At 62.8% G+C, this 16,912-nt stretch carries 20 protein-coding genes; 17 read left to right on the top strand and 3 right to left on the bottom strand.

Annotation, left to right across the window (positions count from 1 at the left end; all coding sequences use genetic code 11):
• Positions 1–62 precede the first annotated feature (62 nt).
• Positions 63–488: a hypothetical protein gene (locus B8784_RS17950; RefSeq protein ID WP_084399259.1), complete on the top strand. Its 426-nt coding sequence runs from the start codon at positions 63–65 to the stop codon at positions 486–488.
• Here B8784_RS17950 and hrpB read toward each other — a convergent pair.
• Positions 472–2,922, bottom strand: a complete 2,451-nt coding sequence (hrpB, locus tag B8784_RS17945; RefSeq protein WP_084399258.1) for an ATP-dependent helicase HrpB — start codon at positions 2,920–2,922, stop codon at positions 472–474. The genes B8784_RS17950 and hrpB overlap by 17 nt on opposite strands.
• Positions 2,923–3,054: 132 nt before the next feature.
• Here hrpB and B8784_RS17940 point away from each other — a divergent pair, with 132 nt between their 5' ends.
• The 10 genes from B8784_RS17940 (at position 3,055) to B8784_RS17895 (ending at position 11,411) form a co-directional block, all read left to right on the top strand.
• Positions 3,055–3,786 carry a glycosyltransferase family 2 protein gene (locus B8784_RS17940; protein ID WP_084399257.1) on the top strand — a complete coding sequence of 244 codons (732 nt, stop codon included), beginning with the start codon at positions 3,055–3,057 and terminating at the stop codon, positions 3,784–3,786.
• 194 nt (positions 3,787–3,980) lie between these two features.
• Entirely contained in the window at positions 3,981–4,439 is a 459-nt protein-coding gene (locus tag B8784_RS17935; protein ID WP_084399256.1) for a hypothetical protein, read from the top strand.
• Positions 4,440–4,572: 133 nt separating this feature from the next.
• Positions 4,573–6,348 (top strand): alanine/glycine:cation symporter family protein, encoded by a 1,776-nt coding sequence (locus B8784_RS17930; protein WP_084399255.1) that lies wholly within the window; start codon positions 4,573–4,575, stop codon positions 6,346–6,348.
• A gap of 100 nt (positions 6,349–6,448) precedes the next feature.
• Positions 6,449–7,360 carry a tyrosine recombinase gene (locus B8784_RS17925; protein WP_084399254.1) on the top strand — a complete coding sequence of 304 codons (912 nt, stop codon included), beginning with the start codon at positions 6,449–6,451 and terminating at the stop codon, positions 7,358–7,360.
• Positions 7,361–7,436: 76 nt separating this feature from the next.
• Entirely contained in the window at positions 7,437–7,679 is a 243-nt protein-coding gene (locus tag B8784_RS17920) for a hypothetical protein (protein WP_084399253.1), read from the top strand.
• 44 nt (positions 7,680–7,723) lie between these two features.
• Positions 7,724–8,254 carry a hypothetical protein gene (locus tag B8784_RS17915; protein ID WP_084399252.1) on the top strand — a complete coding sequence of 177 codons (531 nt, stop codon included), beginning with the start codon at positions 7,724–7,726 and terminating at the stop codon, positions 8,252–8,254.
• Positions 8,255–8,371: 117 nt separating this feature from the next.
• The gene (locus B8784_RS17910; protein WP_084399251.1) at positions 8,372–9,040 is read left to right on the top strand and encodes a putative 2OG-Fe(II) oxygenase; all 669 of its coding nucleotides are present in this window, start codon (positions 8,372–8,374) and stop codon (positions 9,038–9,040) included.
• Positions 9,041–9,106: 66 nt separating this feature from the next.
• On the top strand, positions 9,107–10,165 hold the full coding sequence (locus tag B8784_RS17905) for an HpcH/HpaI aldolase/citrate lyase family protein (RefSeq protein WP_084399250.1): 1,059 nt from the start codon (positions 9,107–9,109) through the stop codon (positions 10,163–10,165).
• A 39-nt stretch (positions 10,166–10,204) separates the two neighbouring features.
• Entirely contained in the window at positions 10,205–10,765 is a 561-nt protein-coding gene (locus tag B8784_RS17900; RefSeq protein WP_084399249.1) for a hypothetical protein, read from the top strand.
• 82 nt (positions 10,766–10,847) lie between these two features.
• Positions 10,848–11,411: an energy transducer TonB gene (locus B8784_RS17895; RefSeq protein WP_084399248.1), complete on the top strand. Its 564-nt coding sequence runs from the start codon at positions 10,848–10,850 to the stop codon at positions 11,409–11,411.
• Here B8784_RS17895 and B8784_RS17890 read toward each other — a convergent pair.
• The gene (locus B8784_RS17890) at positions 11,408–11,608 is read right to left on the bottom strand and encodes a dodecin family protein (RefSeq protein WP_084399247.1); all 201 of its coding nucleotides are present in this window, start codon (positions 11,606–11,608) and stop codon (positions 11,408–11,410) included. The genes B8784_RS17895 and B8784_RS17890 overlap by 4 nt on opposite strands.
• 133 nt (positions 11,609–11,741) lie before the next feature.
• Here B8784_RS17890 and B8784_RS17885 point away from each other — a divergent pair, with 133 nt between their 5' ends.
• The 4 genes from B8784_RS17885 to sugE are packed head-to-tail and all read left to right on the top strand — an operon-like array spanning position 11,742 to position 14,062.
• On the top strand, positions 11,742–12,164 hold the full coding sequence (locus B8784_RS17885; RefSeq protein ID WP_233356225.1) for a nuclear transport factor 2 family protein: 423 nt from the start codon (positions 11,742–11,744) through the stop codon (positions 12,162–12,164).
• Entirely contained in the window at positions 12,161–12,706 is a 546-nt protein-coding gene (locus B8784_RS17880) for a GNAT family N-acetyltransferase (RefSeq protein WP_233356224.1), read from the top strand. The genes B8784_RS17885 and B8784_RS17880 overlap by 4 nt, the downstream gene beginning before the upstream one ends.
• A 41-nt stretch (positions 12,707–12,747) precedes the next feature.
• Positions 12,748–13,710 carry an acetyl-CoA carboxylase carboxyltransferase subunit alpha gene (locus B8784_RS17875; RefSeq protein ID WP_084399245.1) on the top strand — a complete coding sequence of 321 codons (963 nt, stop codon included), beginning with the start codon at positions 12,748–12,750 and terminating at the stop codon, positions 13,708–13,710.
• Positions 13,711–13,741: 31 nt separating this feature from the next.
• Positions 13,742–14,062: a quaternary ammonium compound efflux SMR transporter SugE gene (gene sugE / locus B8784_RS17870; RefSeq protein WP_084399244.1), complete on the top strand. Its 321-nt coding sequence runs from the start codon at positions 13,742–13,744 to the stop codon at positions 14,060–14,062.
• An 11-nt stretch (positions 14,063–14,073) separates the two neighbouring features.
• Here sugE and B8784_RS17865 read toward each other — a convergent pair whose 3' ends face one another.
• Positions 14,074–14,268, bottom strand: coding sequence for a TraR/DksA family transcriptional regulator (locus B8784_RS17865; RefSeq protein WP_084399243.1), 195 nt, complete (start codon positions 14,266–14,268; stop codon positions 14,074–14,076).
• Positions 14,269–14,428: 160 nt separating this feature from the next.
• On the opposite strand from B8784_RS17865, the gene B8784_RS17860 reads away from it, so the two are divergent.
• Positions 14,429–15,397, top strand: a complete 969-nt coding sequence (locus tag B8784_RS17860; protein WP_084399242.1) for an ABC transporter ATP-binding protein — start codon at positions 14,429–14,431, stop codon at positions 15,395–15,397.
• The gene (locus B8784_RS17855; protein WP_084399241.1) at positions 15,397–16,842 is read left to right on the top strand and encodes an ABC transporter permease; all 1,446 of its coding nucleotides are present in this window, start codon (positions 15,397–15,399) and stop codon (positions 16,840–16,842) included. The genes B8784_RS17860 and B8784_RS17855 overlap by 1 nt, the downstream gene beginning before the upstream one ends.
• The last annotated feature ends 70 nt before the right edge of the window (positions 16,843–16,912 follow it).

Genomic DNA, 16,912 nt, shown 5'->3' with positions numbered 1-16,912 from the left:
ACACTTGACGTGTCGTCGATCGCGCTTTATCGTTTTTCAATAATAATAAAAGGATAAGTGCCATGCGTGCCGAACTCGTCCGCGTTTCGCTCCATCAGGTCGACATCAAGATCGTGACCGATGATGAACAGATGCATGTCCTGCAATGGCGCCGGAACCTCCTCTGGGACGAGGTCCTGCTGGATGGTAAGCGCCAGGCGCATTCCGGCGGATTTTCGCGCGAAAAAGTCTACGGCCTCGTTTTCGGCCGTGAGGCCGACGGGAGCGGTGGCACCAAGATCATGCTGCTGCTCGATCCTGCGACCAGTCATGGCAATTGGGGCAACCCGCATCAGCAAATCGCGGGTGTCCGGCTCGAGACCGCCGAGGGACCGGCCGTCGCCTTTGGCACGCTGGATCCGAAAAACCTCGAAAAACCCGCCACCTTCTCAGACTGGATGAAGAGGACGATGGGCATGGACTGGGGCGAGTCTAGCCGCCCGAACTAAGCCGCTTCTTGGTCATTCCGGCATGGGGACTGGCCGAGGCCGGATCGTCCGGCCAGTCATGCTTGGGATAACGCGCCCGCATATCCTTTGCCATGTCGCGGTACCCGCCGGTCCAGAAGCCTGAAATATCCTTGGTCACCGCAATCGGCCGGCCGGCCGGCGAGAGCAGTTGCAGCGTCACCGGCACGCGCCCACCGGCAATGGCAGGCTGGCGCGTGAGGCCGTAAAGCTCCTGCGCCTTGGCTTCGACGAGCGGGGCATTGTCATCGAGATAGTCCACCGGGGCTTGCCGTCCCGAGGGCAGGGCCATCGTGGAGGGGGCGAGATCGTCGATTTCCTGCGCCTTCGGCCAACCGAGGGATTGTTTCAGCGCGTTCAGCACGGCGCCGTCCGAAGGCATCTGGAACCCTTTCTGGCCGAGAAGCGGTGCAAGCCAGTCGGCGGCGGTCCGGGCGAGACCGGCTTCGTCCAGGGCCGGCCAGTCCTCGCCGTAAGCCATGTTCAGCAAGCGTAGCCGCGCAAGAAATACTGCGACGGGGGCGCCCAGCCCGACGGCCTCGAAACCATTGTCTTGGACATAGTCCAGAAATGCCGTGCGGGCCGCCTCGCCTGAGGGCTGCGGCAGGGGCGTTTCGGAGAGCACGATCTTGCCGATGGCTTTCACCCGCCGGCCCTTGAAGCCTTTCGAGGCCGGGTCAAAGCTTGCCCATTCGGCGGTTTCGGGCGGGTGCAGGTTGAGCACGTCGGCTTCACTGATCGGGGCGGCCAGCGTGATACGCGCCCGACCAGCCGCGCCGACCATATCGGCGACGACGAGCCAGGCGGACTTTGCCAGCACATCCTCTGCCGGGACTTCCCCGGCCCGGCCATTGGCAAGAAGATAGCTCGTGGCCGAGCCGTCCCGGCGCCGGGCAATCTGACCGGGCCAGGCGCGGGCCAGAAGCATCGCCGGATCGCCTGCCGGCGTGGCCGACTTTGCCCAGCGGCCTGCCTGACGCTTCAGGGCTTTCGCCCGCGGACTGTTATCACGCTGGAAGCCGGCGAGCCGGTCGACAAGGTTGGCGGAAGACCCGCCGACGCCGGGCTCGCTTGCCAGGGCTGCAATTTCCGCGGCCAGCGCGCGCTCGCCGTCTGTCTCGGCGCTGGCGATCAGGCTGGCATATTTGGGCGCCAGTGGCAGCTTGGCCATGCGCTTGCCGCGGTCTGTCAGCTTGCCGGCGGAATCGATGGCCCCGAAGGCCGAAAGTGTGTCGCGAGCCGCGTCGATTCGGCCTTTGGGCGGCGGATCGAGCCAGGTGAGCCGGAAAGGGTCGTCCTCGCCCCATTCAGCCAGCGCCAGCATCAGGCCGGAGAGATCGGCATTGAGGATTTCCGGCGTTGGAGCCGCGACCAGGCCGCGCGTCTCTTCTTCGTCCCAGAGCCTGTAGCAGACGCCCGGGCCGAGACGGCCGGCCCGGCCGCGGCGCTGATCGACATTCGCCTTCGCCGCGCGGACGGTGCGCAGCGCCTGGGCACCACTTGCCGGATCGAATTCCGGCACACGGGTGAGCCCGGAATCGACAACGACATGCACCCCGTCAATGGTGAGCGCGCTTTCGGCGATATCGGTGGCAAGCACAACCTTGCGCTGGCCCTCGGGTGCCGGGCGAACCGCTTCGTCCTGCTCTCTGGGCCCAAGCGCGCCGAAGAGCGGGTGAACGGAGACATCCCCCGGCAGGCCGGAAAGGCGTTCAGCCGTGCGCCGGATCTCGCCAGCGCCTGGCAGGAAGGCGAGAATGGAGCCGCTTTCGGTGCGGACCGCCTTCTCGATGGCTGAGGCCATCTGGTCCTCTATGCGCTCACGCGTCTTGCCCAGATATTTCGTCTCGACCGGGTATTGCCGGCCTTCACTTTCGATGACCGGGGCGTCGAGGCGTCCGGCAACTTTCTCGGTGTCGAGCGTGGCCGACATGGCGAGCAGGTGGAGATCCTCCCGGAAGACCGACTGGGTTTCCAGCGCGAGCGCCAGGCCGAGATCGGCATTCAGGCTGCGCTCATGGATCTCGTCGAAGATCACCGCTGCGACGCCTTCAAGCGACGGGTCGGCCAGCAGGCGGCGGGTGAACAGGCCGTCGGTGATCACCTCGACGACTGTATCCTTCGAGACCTTGCGCTCGATGCGCGTCGACAGGCCAATGCGTCCGCCGGTCTTCTCGCCGAGCGTGTCGGCCATGCGCTCGGCCGCCATGCGGGCCGCCAGCCGGCGAGGCTCCAGCATGACGATCTTGCCGGACAGGGCCTCATACCCCTCGATCAGGCCGGCGAGCGCAAGCGGCACGCGGGTCGTCTTGCCGGCCCCCGGCGGCGCGGCCAGAACGAGGCGCTTTTCTGTGCGAAGTGTCGCGCAGATGTCGCCGAGCAGGGGCTCGATGGGGAGATCGCTGGGCCGGGCCATGGCTGCCCGTCTAGCCGAATCCATCCAGCTTGGCACGGGGTGGAACAGCTCGCGCGGTGATCCATGGTTTCGCAAACGCGGCGAAGCGCTTAAAGAAAGGCGCCAGAACTGACCCCGCGAAAGGCTCTGCCCGTGGCTGAACTGCTTGAATTCTCTGTCGTCGTGCCGGTCCACAACGAATCCGGCAATGTGGAGTCCCTGGTCCGCGAGATTGCCGCAGCGCTCGATGGGCGGGCCTATGAGATGATCTTCGTCGACGATGCCTCTACCGATGACACGCGTGCCGTGCTGGCCGCCCTGAAGGAGACGTATCCGGCGCTGCGCGTGCTGAGCCACCGCAAGAATGCCGGTCAGAGCCGGGCCATTCGCACCGGGGTGCGGGCGGCGCATGGGCGGGTGGTCGGCACGCTGGACGGGGACGGACAGAACGACCCGGCCGATCTGCCGGATCTTTACCGGGCGCTGACCCGCCAGGATGCGCCGGAAAAGCTGGCCATGGTCATGGGCCGGCGGACCAAGCGCAAGGATACCGCCTGGAAGCGCTTCGGCAGCCAGTTCGCCAATGCGATTCGCCGCCGGATGCTACGCGACGATTGCGACGACTCCGGTTGCGGTATCAAGGCGGTCAAGCGCGAGGTCTTCCTCTCGCTTCCCTATTTCGACCATATGCACCGCTATATGCCGGCGCTCATCAAGGCGGAGGGCTATTCCGTCGAGTTCATGGATGTGAACCACCGCGAGCGCGGGGCCGGACGGTCGAAATACACCAATTTCGGCCGGTTATGGGCAGCGCTGTCGGATTTGCGTGGCGTGACATGGCTGATCCGCCGCCGGCGTAACCCAGAGGGCGCCGACGAGGTCTGAGAGACTGAGTCCCAAAAGACACGCCTGCCTTCGTGCCCATCCTGTGCTAGGATTTTCATGCTTAACAGGCCTGCAAGGGGACGCTAGGCATGAGTCTGAAAGGGATTTTCGGTGCCGCGGCCATCGCCAGGGCAGAAGATCGACGAAAACGCCAGGCCGCCTCCGGCCGGCCAACGCAACGCAGGGGATCCAATATGCGCGTGCTACTCGGTATCTTTCCGCTCCTGATCATTCCGGTCGCAATCTACAACCTGATCGCCCTGCCTTTTGGCGGGGAGGCCGTGGAAGGTGTGGTCAACAACGTCTCGCCGCTTATTGCGCTGATGGACAAGCCGATGCTGACCCTGCCGATGATCTCCGGTGTGAACTGGGCGGTCACCAATGGGGAAATGCTGATCCTGTTCTCGATTGCGCTCCTGTTCATGGAGATCCTGAAGTCGACCAGCACGGGCACCGCCACCATTATCAATCATGCGATTTCGATGATCCTTTTCATCGTCTGCCTAGTCGAATTCCTGCTTCTGCCGAACTTCGCAACCTCGGTTTTCTTCATCATCACCATCATGACACTGCTCGATGTGCTGGCAGGCGTGGTGGTCACCATCGTGTCTGCGCGCCGCGACTTTGGCGTGGGAGAGGGCTTCGGCGCCTGATTATTCAAAGAAAAATTCTTATGCGTTGAGGCGGGGCAGGTGTAAAAATCTGCCCCGTCCTGCTTCACAGGGAGAAAAACACGTCTAGTGTCGGGCGCTTCAGGGAACCTAAAGGGAGCCGGGGAGGCCAGCTTTGGATATTATCGCTTTGATCGAGAATGTCGCCGGATTCATTTGGGGCGGCACATGGGGCGACGCCGTCGTCATTCCGGGCCAGATCGGTCCGCTGGCTGTCGTCCTGCTCGGGACCGGCCTCTTCATGATGGTGCGTCTGGCCGCGCGGCCCCTGCGCCGCTTCGTGCCGGCCCTCGTCGAGGTATGGCAGGGCCGTAAGGCGCAGGGCGAGGACGGGGCCATCACGCCCTGGCAGGCCCTGTCGACAGCGCTCTCCGGGCAGGTTGGCACAGGTAACCTCGCGGGCGTGGCGACCGCCATTACGCTTGGCGGGCCCGGGGCGATCTTCTGGATGTGGATCGTTGCCATCTTCGGCATGGCGCTCGCCTTCTCGGAAAGCTCTCTCGCGGTCAAATACCGCGAAACCGACGAGTATGGCCGCATCAATGGCGGCCCGATGTATTACATCAAGAACGGCCTCGGGAAGAATTGGGGCTGGCTGGCGATCATCTTCTGTATCGGGACACTGTTCTCGGCAGCCGCGACGGGCGGCATGATCCAGGCGAACTCGATCATGGAATCGGTCACCGAAACGAGCCAGTCCACGCTTGGCCTGAGCATCCCGGCCTGGGCCATCGGCCTTGTCCTGGCGGCTCTTGTCTTTGCCGTCATTATCGGCGGCATCAAGTCCATCGGCAGCTTTGCCGGCAAGGTCGTTCCGGTCATGGCCGCCCTGTATGTGCTGGCGGCTTTCATCGTGCTGCTCATCAATGCCGACAAGGTGCCGGGCGCCTTCGGCGAGATCATCGGAAACGCCTTTGGCTGGCATGAAGCGGCCGGCGGCGCGGCCGGATACGGCGTCATGCAGGCGGTGCGGTACGGCATCGCGCGGGGTCTGTTCTCAAACGAGGCCGGTCAGGGCTCGGCGCCGATCGCTCACGCGGCGGCCCGCACCAAGAACCCCGTCCAGCAGGGCGAAATCGCCATGATCGGCGTCTTCATCGACACGATCGTCATCTGCACCATGACGGCGCTCGTCATCCTGACCGTGGTCGGCGACTTCAAGAAGAGCCCGGCGCTGATGGCAGCCAATAGCTGTATCGCTGCCGACTATGCTCTGCCGGAAGGCACAGAAAAGGACGCGCTGTTCCCGAGTGCCTACACTGAAGGCCGTGAGCAGATCATCGTCCAGAACGGGGCGGTGGCTTCGGCCTGGCTGCAGGAATGCCGCGCCTCGGGCGTCGAGATCGAGGACATCGCCATCGAGGCGGCCTATCCGGCTGCGCTTCAGGACATGTCGACTGAAGAGGTCGCAGCCCTGGAAGCCGAGGCGGGCCAAGGCTGGAGCGACCTGCAGGCGCAAATCGATGAGGCGATGATCGCTGTCGATCATGCGTGGGAAACTGACGCCAATTCCGCGGCGATCACAACACGCGCCTATGGCGCAGCCTTCCCGGGCGGTGAGTTCATCGTGCCGGTGGCGCTGTTCTTCTTTGCCTTCACCACCATTATCGGCTGGTCCTATTATGGCGAGCAGGCCGCAACCTATATGATCGGCGAGTGGGCGACCCACCCGTTCCGCTATATCTGGGTTGTGATCATCTTCCTTGGCACCATCGCGGCTGCGGACTGGCTGTGGCTGCTTGGCGACATTGCCAACGCCTCCATGGCCTTCCCGAACCTGATCGCCATTGCCGCGCTCTCAAGCGTCGTGGTGGCCATGCACAAGCTGAATGATGACCCGGATCACGGTCATCCTGTGCTCGACAAGACCGAGGAGCGGCCGGGCGAATAACCCGCCGCTGCAGGCCTATTGAAACAGGAGCGGGCGCGAGACCATTCGCGCCCGTTTCTCATAAGCGTGATGTTAAGCATCGCAGGCGCACTCTCCTGCCATGAGCGATGCGGCCCGCATAGATGCCTTTCTGGAGATGATGAGCGCCGAGCGCGGCGCCTCTCCCAATACGCTCGATGCGTATGGCCGCGACCTTGCCGATGCGTCCGGCTTCATGAAGGGCAAACTGTTGAAAGCCGACGCCAGACAGGTCGCGCGGTATGCTAGCGGGCTGGCCGCCCAGGGCCTCGCGCCACGGACCCAGGCGCGCAAGCTCTCATCGCTGCGCCGCTTCTTCCGCTTCCTGTTCGAAGAGGGTGACCGCAAGGACGACCCGACCTCGAAGCTCGAGGGACCGAAAGCCGGGCGCGACATCCCGGATGTGCTGTCGCGCGAAGAGCTGGCGCGTTTGATTGAGGCGTGCGGGGACGATGCGCGTCTTCGATGCCTGGTGGAGCTGCTTTACGGGGCCGGGCTTCGCGTCAGCGAACTGGTCAGCCTGAAGACCGGTAACCTGCCGCGCCGCAAGAATGGCCGCTGGGAGACAAGCGATATCATTATACGTGGGAAGGGCGGCAAAGACCGGCTTTGCCCGCTGGGGACACCTGCCCTGGATGCCATTCTCGACTGGCTCGCCGTGCGCGAGGATAGCTTGCCGAAAAAGACGGTGCGAGCGAAGGCGGCGGCTGGCTATGTCTTCCCCTCGCGCGGCAAGGAGGGGCATCTGACACGCCGCCGGCTGGGCCAGATGCTGAAGGAGCTGAGCCTTGCGGCCGGCCTCGATCCGGCGCGCGTCCATCCGCATGCCCTGCGCCATGCTTATGCCACGCATCTTCTGCAGGGTGGGGCGGATCTGCGCTCGGTCCAGACCCTGCTTGGACATGCCGATATCTCGACGACCGAGATCTATACCCACGTCCTGACGGACGAACTGGCCGAGCTTCTGGAGACGGCGCATCCGCTGGCGCGGTAAAAAAATCGCAGACAGCCTTCCCCTCAAGGCGATCAATGGCGATATAAGGCGCATGCTGGGCCTGTCGGCCCTTTGAATGAGTGAGACCATGTTTGCTTTCATCAAGGCCCTGACGGCCACAATCCTCATCGCTGAAATCTCCGGCGCGTTTGCGCTTGGCATCTCGACCCTTTTTCTCCTCGCGCTGCATGTCAGTGTCGAAGGCGTTTTCTTCTGGAGTGTGGAGGCGCTGGTCTCTGCCGCGGTCGTCTATATCTGCAGCCTCTTCTTCATCCGCGCTCTCACCTATGAGCGCGCGGCTGCCCGCGGCGAAGCCTGAGCAGGTCTTGAGACGCGCAGGCATTACGCACTAAGGGTGTGGTCATGATGCGCTTTGACAGACAGATACCGGGCCTGGTTCTCGCGGCGGTGCTGGTTGCCGCCTGCGGCGCGCCGGACCCGACAGCCACGGAAGGCCGACAGGTCGCGCCCGAAGTGTCCGCAGATGAGCTCGCCGTTCTCAGCGGAGACGACTGGGAAGGCGAGCTGACCTATCTCAAGGATGCTGACGAAGGGGCGGAAGTGACCCTTCCCGTGGAGCTGGCCGTTGCGCAAAACGGGCAGACATTCGAGCTTTATTTCAGCTATCCCGAACAGCCGACGGCCGATGGCCGCGCGGAAGTGATCGTCTCCGATGACGGCAAGATGCTGAATGACGAGACGATCGTCAGCCGTGAACAGAAGGATGACGGTTTCGTCCTGATCACGCAGCAGGCTTGCAAGGACAATGATCTCGAAGCGCAGTGCGAATATACCTACTGGATCTCCGAGCACGCTTTTTCCATCCGGAAAATGGTCAGGATCGACGGCCGGGAGGGTGCGTTCCAGCGTACCTATTATAGTTTCACGCGCTAGGCTCGCGCCTTCTTGATTTATCGTTTGACAATAAATGCCTCCTCGCCTTAGAACGGCGATGTGACAGCTGTAGCAAGCTCAGGTTTTCCCTGCGTAACCTAAGGAGGAAGACGCTGCATGGCCGTGATCTTTACGCCCCAGGGGGACAAGGATTTCTTCACGCCCTTCGGGCCGATGATGGGTTATGTGCGCATGCCGGCGCGCTTCGTCGATGACATGAATGCTGCCATTACCCGCAACCTGGAGGATCATTCCGGACAGCTGGTCGGCAAGGTCCGCGAGGAGCTGCGCTTCGATCGCGCGCTGATCGACATGGCCGCGGCCGCGCTTGGGCAGACCCTCATCGAGTATCACATCCGTGCCAGCCGCCGCGGCACGTTCGGGGACTATGAGCACCGGACAAAGCAGTATGAACTCAATATTGCGGGCGGCTGGTTCGTGCGTCAGTTTGCCGGCGACTATAATCCCCTGCACATCCATACCGGCGCGGCGCTCTCCTGCGTCGGCTATCTGAAGCTGCCGGACGGAATCGAAGCGGAATGGGAAGAGGATTATCGCGACCATCACCCTTCCCACGGCCACTTGCAGTTCGCCCATGGCACGGATTCACATTATTCGGTGTCGAATTTCATGGTGAAGCCGCGCGTCGGCGATTTCTGGATCTTCCCCTCCTACATGTTTCACTGTGTCTATCCGTTCCGTTCCGAAGGCGAGCGGCGCTCTTTCAGCATGAATCTGTCGGTCATGGAGAGCGAGGCCCGTCCTGCGCCGGGACAAGCCGCATAAGGGCTGATTGACGCCGCCTCTGCCACGTTTAGTTTGCGCGGCAAGATCAGGAGGAGCGTGCCGCCCATGACCCGGAAAACACCACGGAATTTCTTCAAGCCGCTTGCCATTGGCGCCCCGGACCCGATGCTGGAGCTGCCGGTCCGGCTGGAGCGGATGATCCATTTCGTGCCGCCGCATCTCGACAAGGTGCGTGCCAAGGTCCCGGAGATCGCACCGACCGTGGACGTGGTGCTTGCCAATCTCGAGGATGCCATTCCGGCCGACGCCAAGGATGCTGCCCGTGCCGGGGCCGTCGAGATGGCCTCCATGTATGACTGGCAGGGCAAGGGGACCGGCTTCTGGAGCCGGGTGAACTGTCTGAATTCTCCCTGGTTTCAGGACGATGTGTCAGATCTTGTGCTGAAGGCCGGCCATCAGCTCGATGTGATCATGCTTCCCAAGGTGGAAGGCCCGTGGGACATCCATTTCGCCGACCAGTATGTCGCCCAGCTCGAAGCGAAGGCGGGGCTGAAACGCCCGATCCTCTTCCATGCCATCCTGGAGACAGCGCAGGGCATGGCGCTGGTGGAAGAAATCGCGCTCGCCAGCCCGCGCATGCAGGGCATCTCGCTCGGGCCGGCAGACCTCGCGGCCGATCGCAAGATGAAGACGACGCGCGTCGGCGGCGGGCACCCCTATTATCGCGTGGTGGACGATCCGAACGAGGATGGCAGCCCCCGTGAAAGCGCCCAGCAGGACCCGTGGCACTATACGATCGCCCGCATGGTCGATGCCTGCCGCATGGCTGGCATCAATGCCTTCTACGGCCCGTTCGGGGACATTGCGGACCTTGAAGCCTGCGAACAGCAATTCCGCAATGCCTTCCTGCTTGGCTGTTCGGGCACCTGGACGCTGCATCCCAAGCAGATCGAGATCGCCAAGCGCGTCTTCTCGCCCAATCCGGATGAGGTGAAATTTGCCCGCCGCATTCTGGAAGCGATGCCGGATGGGTCGGGCGTCGCGATGCTCGACGGCAAGATGCAGGATGATGCGACCTGGAAACAGGCCAAGGTCATCTCCGATCTGGCCGATCTTGTGGCCGAAAAAGATCCCGATTTGGCAAAAGCCTATTCGGATGGTTAAGCTGGCAATTGAATCCAAGGGCAACCAAGGAGTCATGCCATGAAACTCACCCCCATCCTGACCATCGCCGCCTGCAGTGCCATTTTCGCCGGTGCTGCCAGCGCGCAGATGGACGACTATCACGGCTTCGACGAGAAGACCGTCGATGCGCTGAACGAAAAGCTCGAGCAGCCAATCACCGACGAGGCGCTTGCAGCACTCAGCCAGCATACCGAGGTTGAAGCCTGTGGTGGCACGCAGGCTGTCGAAATGAACGCGCCACAAGGATGGGATGCGCGTCTGGCCAATGCCAATCCGCCCGGCGGCGATGTCCCCATGCCGGTCCCGACGGCCGCGCTCGCGCCGGACTATCCGCCGCTCTATGAGGTGCTTGGCGTCGAAGGTGTGTGCCACGCCATGTTCGATGTGACGGCAGACGGAAAGACCGACAACATCATGACGAACTGCACGCTGCCGGGCTTTGCCGAAGCGACCCAGGATATGCTGGAGCCGCTGGAATTCACGGCCGCTGACGGACAGGACAGCCCGGCGACGTCGGACATCCTGCTGCCGATCAACTATTGCCGCCCGGACAAGGAAGAGGGTGGCAAGAGCCAATAACCGTCTTCACCTCATTCCTGGCTTGGCGGGGGGCGATGCCCGCTGATAAGCTCGTCCCCGTCAAGCTGGTTTGAGGTTCCCCATGAAGCTTTCCCCTTTCGCCTTGCTGGCTGGCGGCGTCATTCTGCTGTCAGCGTGTGCGACCGAGCCGGTCCGCGTCTATGGCCCGGGGCCAGAACCCACGGGGGCGGCGACATCGGGACCGGTCTCGCTTGAAGGCAAGATCGCCCAGTGCGGCCACCGCGGCGCCGAGGAAGCCACGGCCTTCTATCCGGAAGGTTGGCAGCAGCGGCTTGGCGAAGTGGCGCAGAAGTCGATGGCGAATGACGAATTGCTGGGCGGCCCGGTCACGACAGAGGTCGTTGACCGCAACGCGCAGCCCGTCGAGCCCCCGAGCCCGGCTTATCCGGCCGGTCCGGCAAGCCGGGGCGTGGAAGCGCAATGCTATGGCCTGTTTGATGTCACGACGGACGGGACACCGGAAGAGATCCTCACGGCTTGCTCGTCGCCGGAGTTCAATGCCCCGACCTATCAGGCCGTCAAAGGCCTGCGGTTTGCACCAAAACGCGTCGAAGGCCGCGCGGTGCGCCGGATGAATGTCGTCTATCCGGTGACCTATTGCCTGGACGGGCAGGGGCGCCGCTAATCGGTCAGGACAAAAGTCACTTTCATGGTGACGAAATAGGTATCGATCTTGCCGTTTGAGACACGGGCCTTGATGTCTGAGACCCAGACATGCTCGACGTTCTGCAACGTTTCCGAGGCGCGCTTGACGCCTTCCTCCATTGCATTCTCGACCGAAGATCCGCTGGCGGTGATTTCTGTGACGCGGGCAACACTCATGGGCTGACCCTCCTAGAAGAGTGAGCCACCCCAGCCTGGGGAAAAGAAAAACACAGACGGGCCGTTTACGCTAGCGTCAGGGCTTCGATTTCCGTGATTTCCGGGCTAAGCAAAGCCACAGAAGAGGGAGGCCATGATGGTCACGACAACCGGCTATTCACCGAATTTGCAGCGCTGGATGGATTATTTCCATGGCAGCCATGCGCCAGGCGATCTCGCCGGGCTCCTGCATGACGATGTCGTCTTCCGCAGTCCGGTCGTTCACACGCGGCAAGAGGGCAAGGCGATTACCATGATGTATCTCGGCGCGGCAGGGCAGACGCTGGCGAACGATACGTTCCGGTATGTCCGCGTCTTCGACTGTGGCGACAAGGCGGTGCTGGAGTTCGAGTGCGAGATGGACGGCGTCACCGTCAATGGCGTCGACATGATCGAGTGGGACGAGGACGGCCTGATCACCGATTTCAAGGTCATGGTCCGCCCGCTCAAGGGCATTCAGGCGGTGCATGCCGCGATGAAGGCGATGCTTGAGAAGATGAAGGATCAAAAAGCATGAGCATGGCTCGTCCTGTGCCTGTTATCCTGACGGAGCGGCTGAAACTGCGCGCGCATGAGGCCTCCGACTTCGAAGCGCTGGCGGCGCACTGGCGCCACCCGGATGTGGTTCGCTTCATCGGCGGAGGAAGCGGGCGCACACCCCATGAGGTCTGGACCCGCAACATCCTGCGCAATCGCGGTCTGTGGGAGGTGCTCGGTTATGGCTACTGGCTGGTTGAGGAGCGTAAGACCGGCGCCTTTGTCGGCGAGGTCGGTTTTGCCGATTTCCATCGCGACACCGAGCCCACCTTCTGGGGCGCACCGGAATGTGGCTGGATCATATCGCCCGACCGGCATGGCCAGGGCTGCGCCAGCGAGGCCGTCAGGGCGATCCATGACTGGCTTGATACCGAGACGGATGAGTCCAAAAGCGTCTGCATCATTGACCCGGAAAATCACGCCTCGATCCGGATTTCTGAGAAACTCGGTTACAAACAGAGCGGAAGTGTACGCATGAGCGGCGAGGATGTCCTGTATTTCGAGCGCACAAGGCACAGTTGAAAAGCCTAGGATTCTCTGCCGACTACAGCTAGGTTTCGCCCATGCCGACGACATATCTCGATTTTGAAAAGCCGATTGCAGAGCTCGAGACCAAGATTGCCGAGCTGGAATCGCTTGCGCAGACAGGTGATGGCCCGTCGATTTCCGATGAGCTGAAGAAGCTCAAGGACAAGGCCGCCAGACAGCTCAAGGACACCTATTCTTCGCTGTCGCCCTGGCGCAAGACGCAGGTCGCGCGCCATCCCGAGCGCCCGCACTTCACCGATTATATCGAAAACCTGTTCGATGATTTCCAGGAACTGGCCGGCGACCGGGTCTTCGGTAATGACGAGGCCGTGATCGGCGGGCTGGCGACGTTCCGGGGCCGCAGTGTCGTCGTCATGGGCCATGAGAAGGGCCGCACGACGGAAAGCCGCCTGCGCCACAATTTCGGCATGGCGCACCCGGAAGGCTACCGCAAGGCGGTGCGCCTGATGGATCTGGCCGACAAGTTCAAGCTGCCGGTCCTCTCCTTTGTCGACACCGCCGGGGCTTTTCCGGGCAAGGCCGGCGAGGAGCGCGGACAGGCCGAAGCGATTGCGCGCTCCACCGAGCGCTGCCTGACGCTGAAGGTGCCGATGGTTTCGCTGATTATCGGTGAGGGCGGCTCCGGCGGCGCGATTGCGATTGCGGCGGCCAACAAGGTGCTGATGATGGAGCATTCCATATATTCGGTGATCTCGCCGGAGGGCTGTGCCTCCATTCTGTACCGGGATGCCGCCAAGGCACGCGATGCGGCCGAAGCCATGAAGATTACCTCCGATGACCTGCTGAAGCTCAAGGTGATCGACGCGATTGTGAAAGAGCCGGTCGGTGGGGCGCATCGCGACCCGCAACGGGCGATGAGCCAGGCCGGCAAGGCGATCGAGAAGGCCCTCGGTGATCTGGACGGACTGTCCGAGACCGAACTCAAACGCCAGCGCCGTGAGCGCTTCTATGCGATTGGCCGCGAGGGGCTGAACTAGCGCTCGCAGAGCGGGCCGGTCTGGAGGGGCAATGGCCTGGACTATTCTGATCGTGGCCGGCCTGCTCGAAACGGTCTGGGCCTTCTATATGAAGCAGTCGGCCGGTTTTACGCGGCTGGTTCCCAGCCTGATCACGATTGTGGCGATGCTGGGCAGCTTCAGCCTGCTGGCTTATGCCATGAAGGTGCTGCCGCTCGGGACGGCTTATACGGTGTGGACGGGGATCGGGGCTGTCGGGGCGTTTGCCCTCGGTGTCGCCTTTCTTGGGGAAAGCGTGAACCCGACGCGTCTTCTCGCGGCCGGCCTGATCGTCAGCGGGCTCATCCTCATGCGGGTATCGGCAACGGGTTGAGCTTGAAACGCCTAGTCCTCGTCGCAGGCGCCACAGCTTTCGGATGTGGGGTCGTGGTCGAGCCGGGCAACGCTGATCGGGTCGCCACAATAGAGGCAATGGCCAAACTGGCCCGTTTCCAGCCGGCGCAGGGCATCGTCAATCCGCTTCAGCTGGTCGCTTGCCTGGCGTTTCGGTTGAATGGCGCCACCGGCATCATCGGGCATGGATGACGCCGTTCCGGTCGTCCTGATCCCTGCTGGACCGCGGCCAGTATACGCTTTCATGACAGAGAGCCTGCGTCCGATTTAATCTCTTGGCAAGGGCTGGAACTTTAGGCGGTGTATAGTTTATCGAGAGTCGAGAACACTCGGCCAAGGAGGGGTGATGACCTCATCAGTGCCACTGGCGATGGAGGATGTGACCAAACGGTTCGGCTTCTTCACTGCCGTCCGCGATCTCAGCCTGACTGTCCCGCAGGGCAGCATTGTCGGCTTTCTCGGTCCGAACGGCGCCGGCAAGTCGACAAGCCTGCGTATGGCGCTTGGCGTGCTGAGCCCGGATGAGGGCACTGCCCGTCTGTTCGGCGCGCCGCCTAATATCCATTCCCTGCGCCGGGTCGGCTTTCTGCCGGAGGAGCGCGGCCTTTACAAAAAGATGAGCCCGCGTGCGATCATATCCTATTTCGCGCGGCTGAAAGGCATGAGCGCCGGTGAAAGCCGCAAGCGGGCCGATGAGCTGCTGGAGATGATGGGGCTGGCGGAATTTGGCCGCTCGCGGATCTCGAAACTGTCCAAGGGCATGTCCCAGAAGGTGCAGATCCTGGCGGCGCTTGCGCACAAGCCGGACTTCCTGATCCTGGACGAGCCGTTTTCGGGCCTCGATCCGGTCAACCAGCAGGGCCTCGAGGACCTGATCATCGAGGAGCACAAGCGCGGCGCGACCATCCTCTTTTCGACGCATGTCATGGAGCATGCCGAACGGCTCTGCGATTCCATCGTGATGATGGCGCGCGGGCGAAAAGTGTTCGACGGAACGCTGGACGAAGCCTTTGGCGCGCTCGGTCGGGCCGTCCTGATCGGTGTAAGCGAAGGCTTTGACCTTGATGCCGCGATGACCGCCAAGGGCTTTCCCGAAAACGAAATGCAGGGCGACCTATGGCGGGTCTCCTTGCCCCCGGGCCGGGATGCGCAGGATGCCTTGCGCGCCGCGATTGATGCGGGCGCGCCGATCACCAGCTTCCGCCCCTTGGAGGCGCGGCTGCGCGATGTCTTTGTGTCGCTGGTTTCCGACGCCGAAGCAGACGATCTGCGCCAGACCCTGGCGGCAGATAGCGGCAAAGTGGAGGCGGCCTGATGCGATCCATCTATCTCGTCGCGCGCCGGGATTATCTCGGCTATGTCCAGGCTTGGGGCTTCTGGCTCAGCCTGCTGCTGACGCCGCTCCTGATGGGGCTCGGCATGATGGCGCCGAGCTGGGCGGCTGCTTCGCAGCCGACCCGGTATTATACCGTCATCGATCAGAGCGGTAATTTCGCATCCGCCTTGCGCGCAGAACTCGACCAGGACCGTATCCAGACCGCGCGTATCACGCTGGATCCGGTCGGGGTGATGAACGGCGAACCAAGCGACAAGGTCCAGACCTTCGATGCGGCCATCGACCGGGGTGCCAGTATCGAGGACGCGCTGGAGGAGGCCGGCGGAAGTACGGTCGACCTGCCACAGTCCGATTTTGTCTATGTCGATCCGCCCGCCACCACGCAGGAAGACATCCAGCCCTGGCTGCTCGGCGAGCGCCTGGTGGAGACGCCGGCCGGGTCGCAACCCCTCTTCGCGGCGATCTTCGTGCCGGAAGGCGGCAACGAAATCGAATACTGGAGCGAGAATGTCACCGCCCAGAACCTGCTCTCCAAGGTTCGTGCGGCCGAACGCACACTGACGGAGAAGCGCGTCTTCGAGGAGGCCGGGGTCAGCCCGCAAATCCTGGATGAGGCCGATGCGCGGGCCCGCGATGTCACCGAGCGCAAGGCTCGCCCGCCGTCTCAGGCCGAGGCGGGATCGCAGGTCACGCTGGCCGACCGGGCGCCCTTCTTCGCCGCCGTCTTGATGGCGTTCTTGCTCTGGTTCCTGATCTTCTCAGTGGTGAACTACCTCCTGATGGGCACGATCGAGGAGCGGTCCAACAAGATCTTCGACTCGTTGCTGACCTCGGTGAAACTGCCGCACATGCTGGCCGGGAAACTGCTCGCCGTGCTGGCTGTCGCGCTGACCCTGATGGGCGTCTGGGCGATTGGTGCGACCGTGGTCACGAATGCGTTCTCCAGCTCGATGCCGGCCGATGCGCGGGAGATGATGTTCACCGTCATTTCGGCGGTCGCCAGACCGGGTCTGCTGGTTCCGGCGGTGCTCAGCTTCGTGCTCGGCTATCTCATGTATGGCGCGGTTTTCCTCGCGCTTGGCTCCCTGTGTGACACGATCCAGGAGGCACAGACGCTGATGACGCCGCTCATCGTGTTGCTGATGGTGCCGATGTTCATGATCGTGGTCGCGATTTCGGATGCGGAATCGCCCATCCTGTCGGTGATGAGCTGGATCCCGATCTTCACGCCATTCCTGCTGATCCTGCGGATCCCGGCCCAGCCGCCGCTCTGGGAAGTGAGTGGGCTGCTGCTCCTGATGATCGCGGCAACGCTTCTCGTGCTCTGGCTGGCCGCCCGCGTCTACCGGGCCGGCGCGGTTCATGGGGCCGGGGTTGGCGATGTCGGCAAGTGGTTTGCCAGGCTCGTTCCCGGAAAGAAGTAGGGCCCAGCCGAAGGCGCGTCCCTCCCGGACATGAAAAAGCCCCTCCGGCCTTGGCCAGAGGGGCTGATTT

The sequence above is a fragment of the Henriciella aquimarina genome (assembly GCF_002088975.1).
GTDB classification, from domain to species: Bacteria; Pseudomonadota; Alphaproteobacteria; order Caulobacterales; family Hyphomonadaceae; genus Henriciella; species Henriciella aquimarina.
The sequence above is the reverse complement of the archived record's forward strand: the minus strand, read 5'-3'. Positions and strand labels throughout refer to the sequence as shown.

Excerpts from the sequence above, each read along its gene's own strand:
- B8784_RS17950 (WP_084399259.1), top strand. The coding sequence starts at position 63 with ATGCGTGCCGAACTCGTCCGCGTTTCGCTCCATCAGGTCGACATCAAG.
- hrpB (WP_084399258.1), bottom strand. The coding sequence starts at position 2,922 with ATGGCCCGGCCCAGCGATCTCCCCATCGAGCCCCTGCTCGGCGACATC.
- B8784_RS17935 (WP_084399256.1), top strand. The coding sequence starts at position 3,981 with ATGCGCGTGCTACTCGGTATCTTTCCGCTCCTGATCATTCCGGTCGCA.
- B8784_RS17925 (WP_084399254.1), top strand. The coding sequence starts at position 6,449 with ATGAGCGATGCGGCCCGCATAGATGCCTTTCTGGAGATGATGAGCGCC.
- B8784_RS17920 (WP_084399253.1), top strand. The coding sequence starts at position 7,437 with ATGAGTGAGACCATGTTTGCTTTCATCAAGGCCCTGACGGCCACAATC.
- B8784_RS17915 (WP_084399252.1), top strand. The coding sequence starts at position 7,724 with ATGATGCGCTTTGACAGACAGATACCGGGCCTGGTTCTCGCGGCGGTG.
- B8784_RS17910 (WP_084399251.1), top strand. The coding sequence starts at position 8,372 with ATGGCCGTGATCTTTACGCCCCAGGGGGACAAGGATTTCTTCACGCCC.
- B8784_RS17905 (WP_084399250.1), top strand. The coding sequence starts at position 9,107 with ATGACCCGGAAAACACCACGGAATTTCTTCAAGCCGCTTGCCATTGGC.
- B8784_RS17900 (WP_084399249.1), top strand. The coding sequence starts at position 10,205 with ATGAAACTCACCCCCATCCTGACCATCGCCGCCTGCAGTGCCATTTTC.
- B8784_RS17895 (WP_084399248.1), top strand. The coding sequence starts at position 10,848 with ATGAAGCTTTCCCCTTTCGCCTTGCTGGCTGGCGGCGTCATTCTGCTG.
- B8784_RS17890 (WP_084399247.1), bottom strand. The coding sequence starts at position 11,608 with ATGAGTGTTGCCCGCGTCACAGAAATCACCGCCAGCGGATCTTCGGTC.
- B8784_RS17885 (WP_233356225.1), top strand. The coding sequence starts at position 11,742 with ATGATGGTCACGACAACCGGCTATTCACCGAATTTGCAGCGCTGGATG.
- B8784_RS17880 (WP_233356224.1), top strand. The coding sequence starts at position 12,161 with ATGAGCATGGCTCGTCCTGTGCCTGTTATCCTGACGGAGCGGCTGAAA.
- B8784_RS17875 (WP_084399245.1), top strand. The coding sequence starts at position 12,748 with ATGCCGACGACATATCTCGATTTTGAAAAGCCGATTGCAGAGCTCGAG.
- sugE (WP_084399244.1), top strand. The coding sequence starts at position 13,742 with ATGGCCTGGACTATTCTGATCGTGGCCGGCCTGCTCGAAACGGTCTGG.
- B8784_RS17865 (WP_084399243.1), bottom strand. The coding sequence starts at position 14,268 with ATGCCCGATGATGCCGGTGGCGCCATTCAACCGAAACGCCAGGCAAGC.
- B8784_RS17860 (WP_084399242.1), top strand. The coding sequence starts at position 14,429 with ATGACCTCATCAGTGCCACTGGCGATGGAGGATGTGACCAAACGGTTC.
- B8784_RS17855 (WP_084399241.1), top strand. The coding sequence starts at position 15,397 with ATGCGATCCATCTATCTCGTCGCGCGCCGGGATTATCTCGGCTATGTC.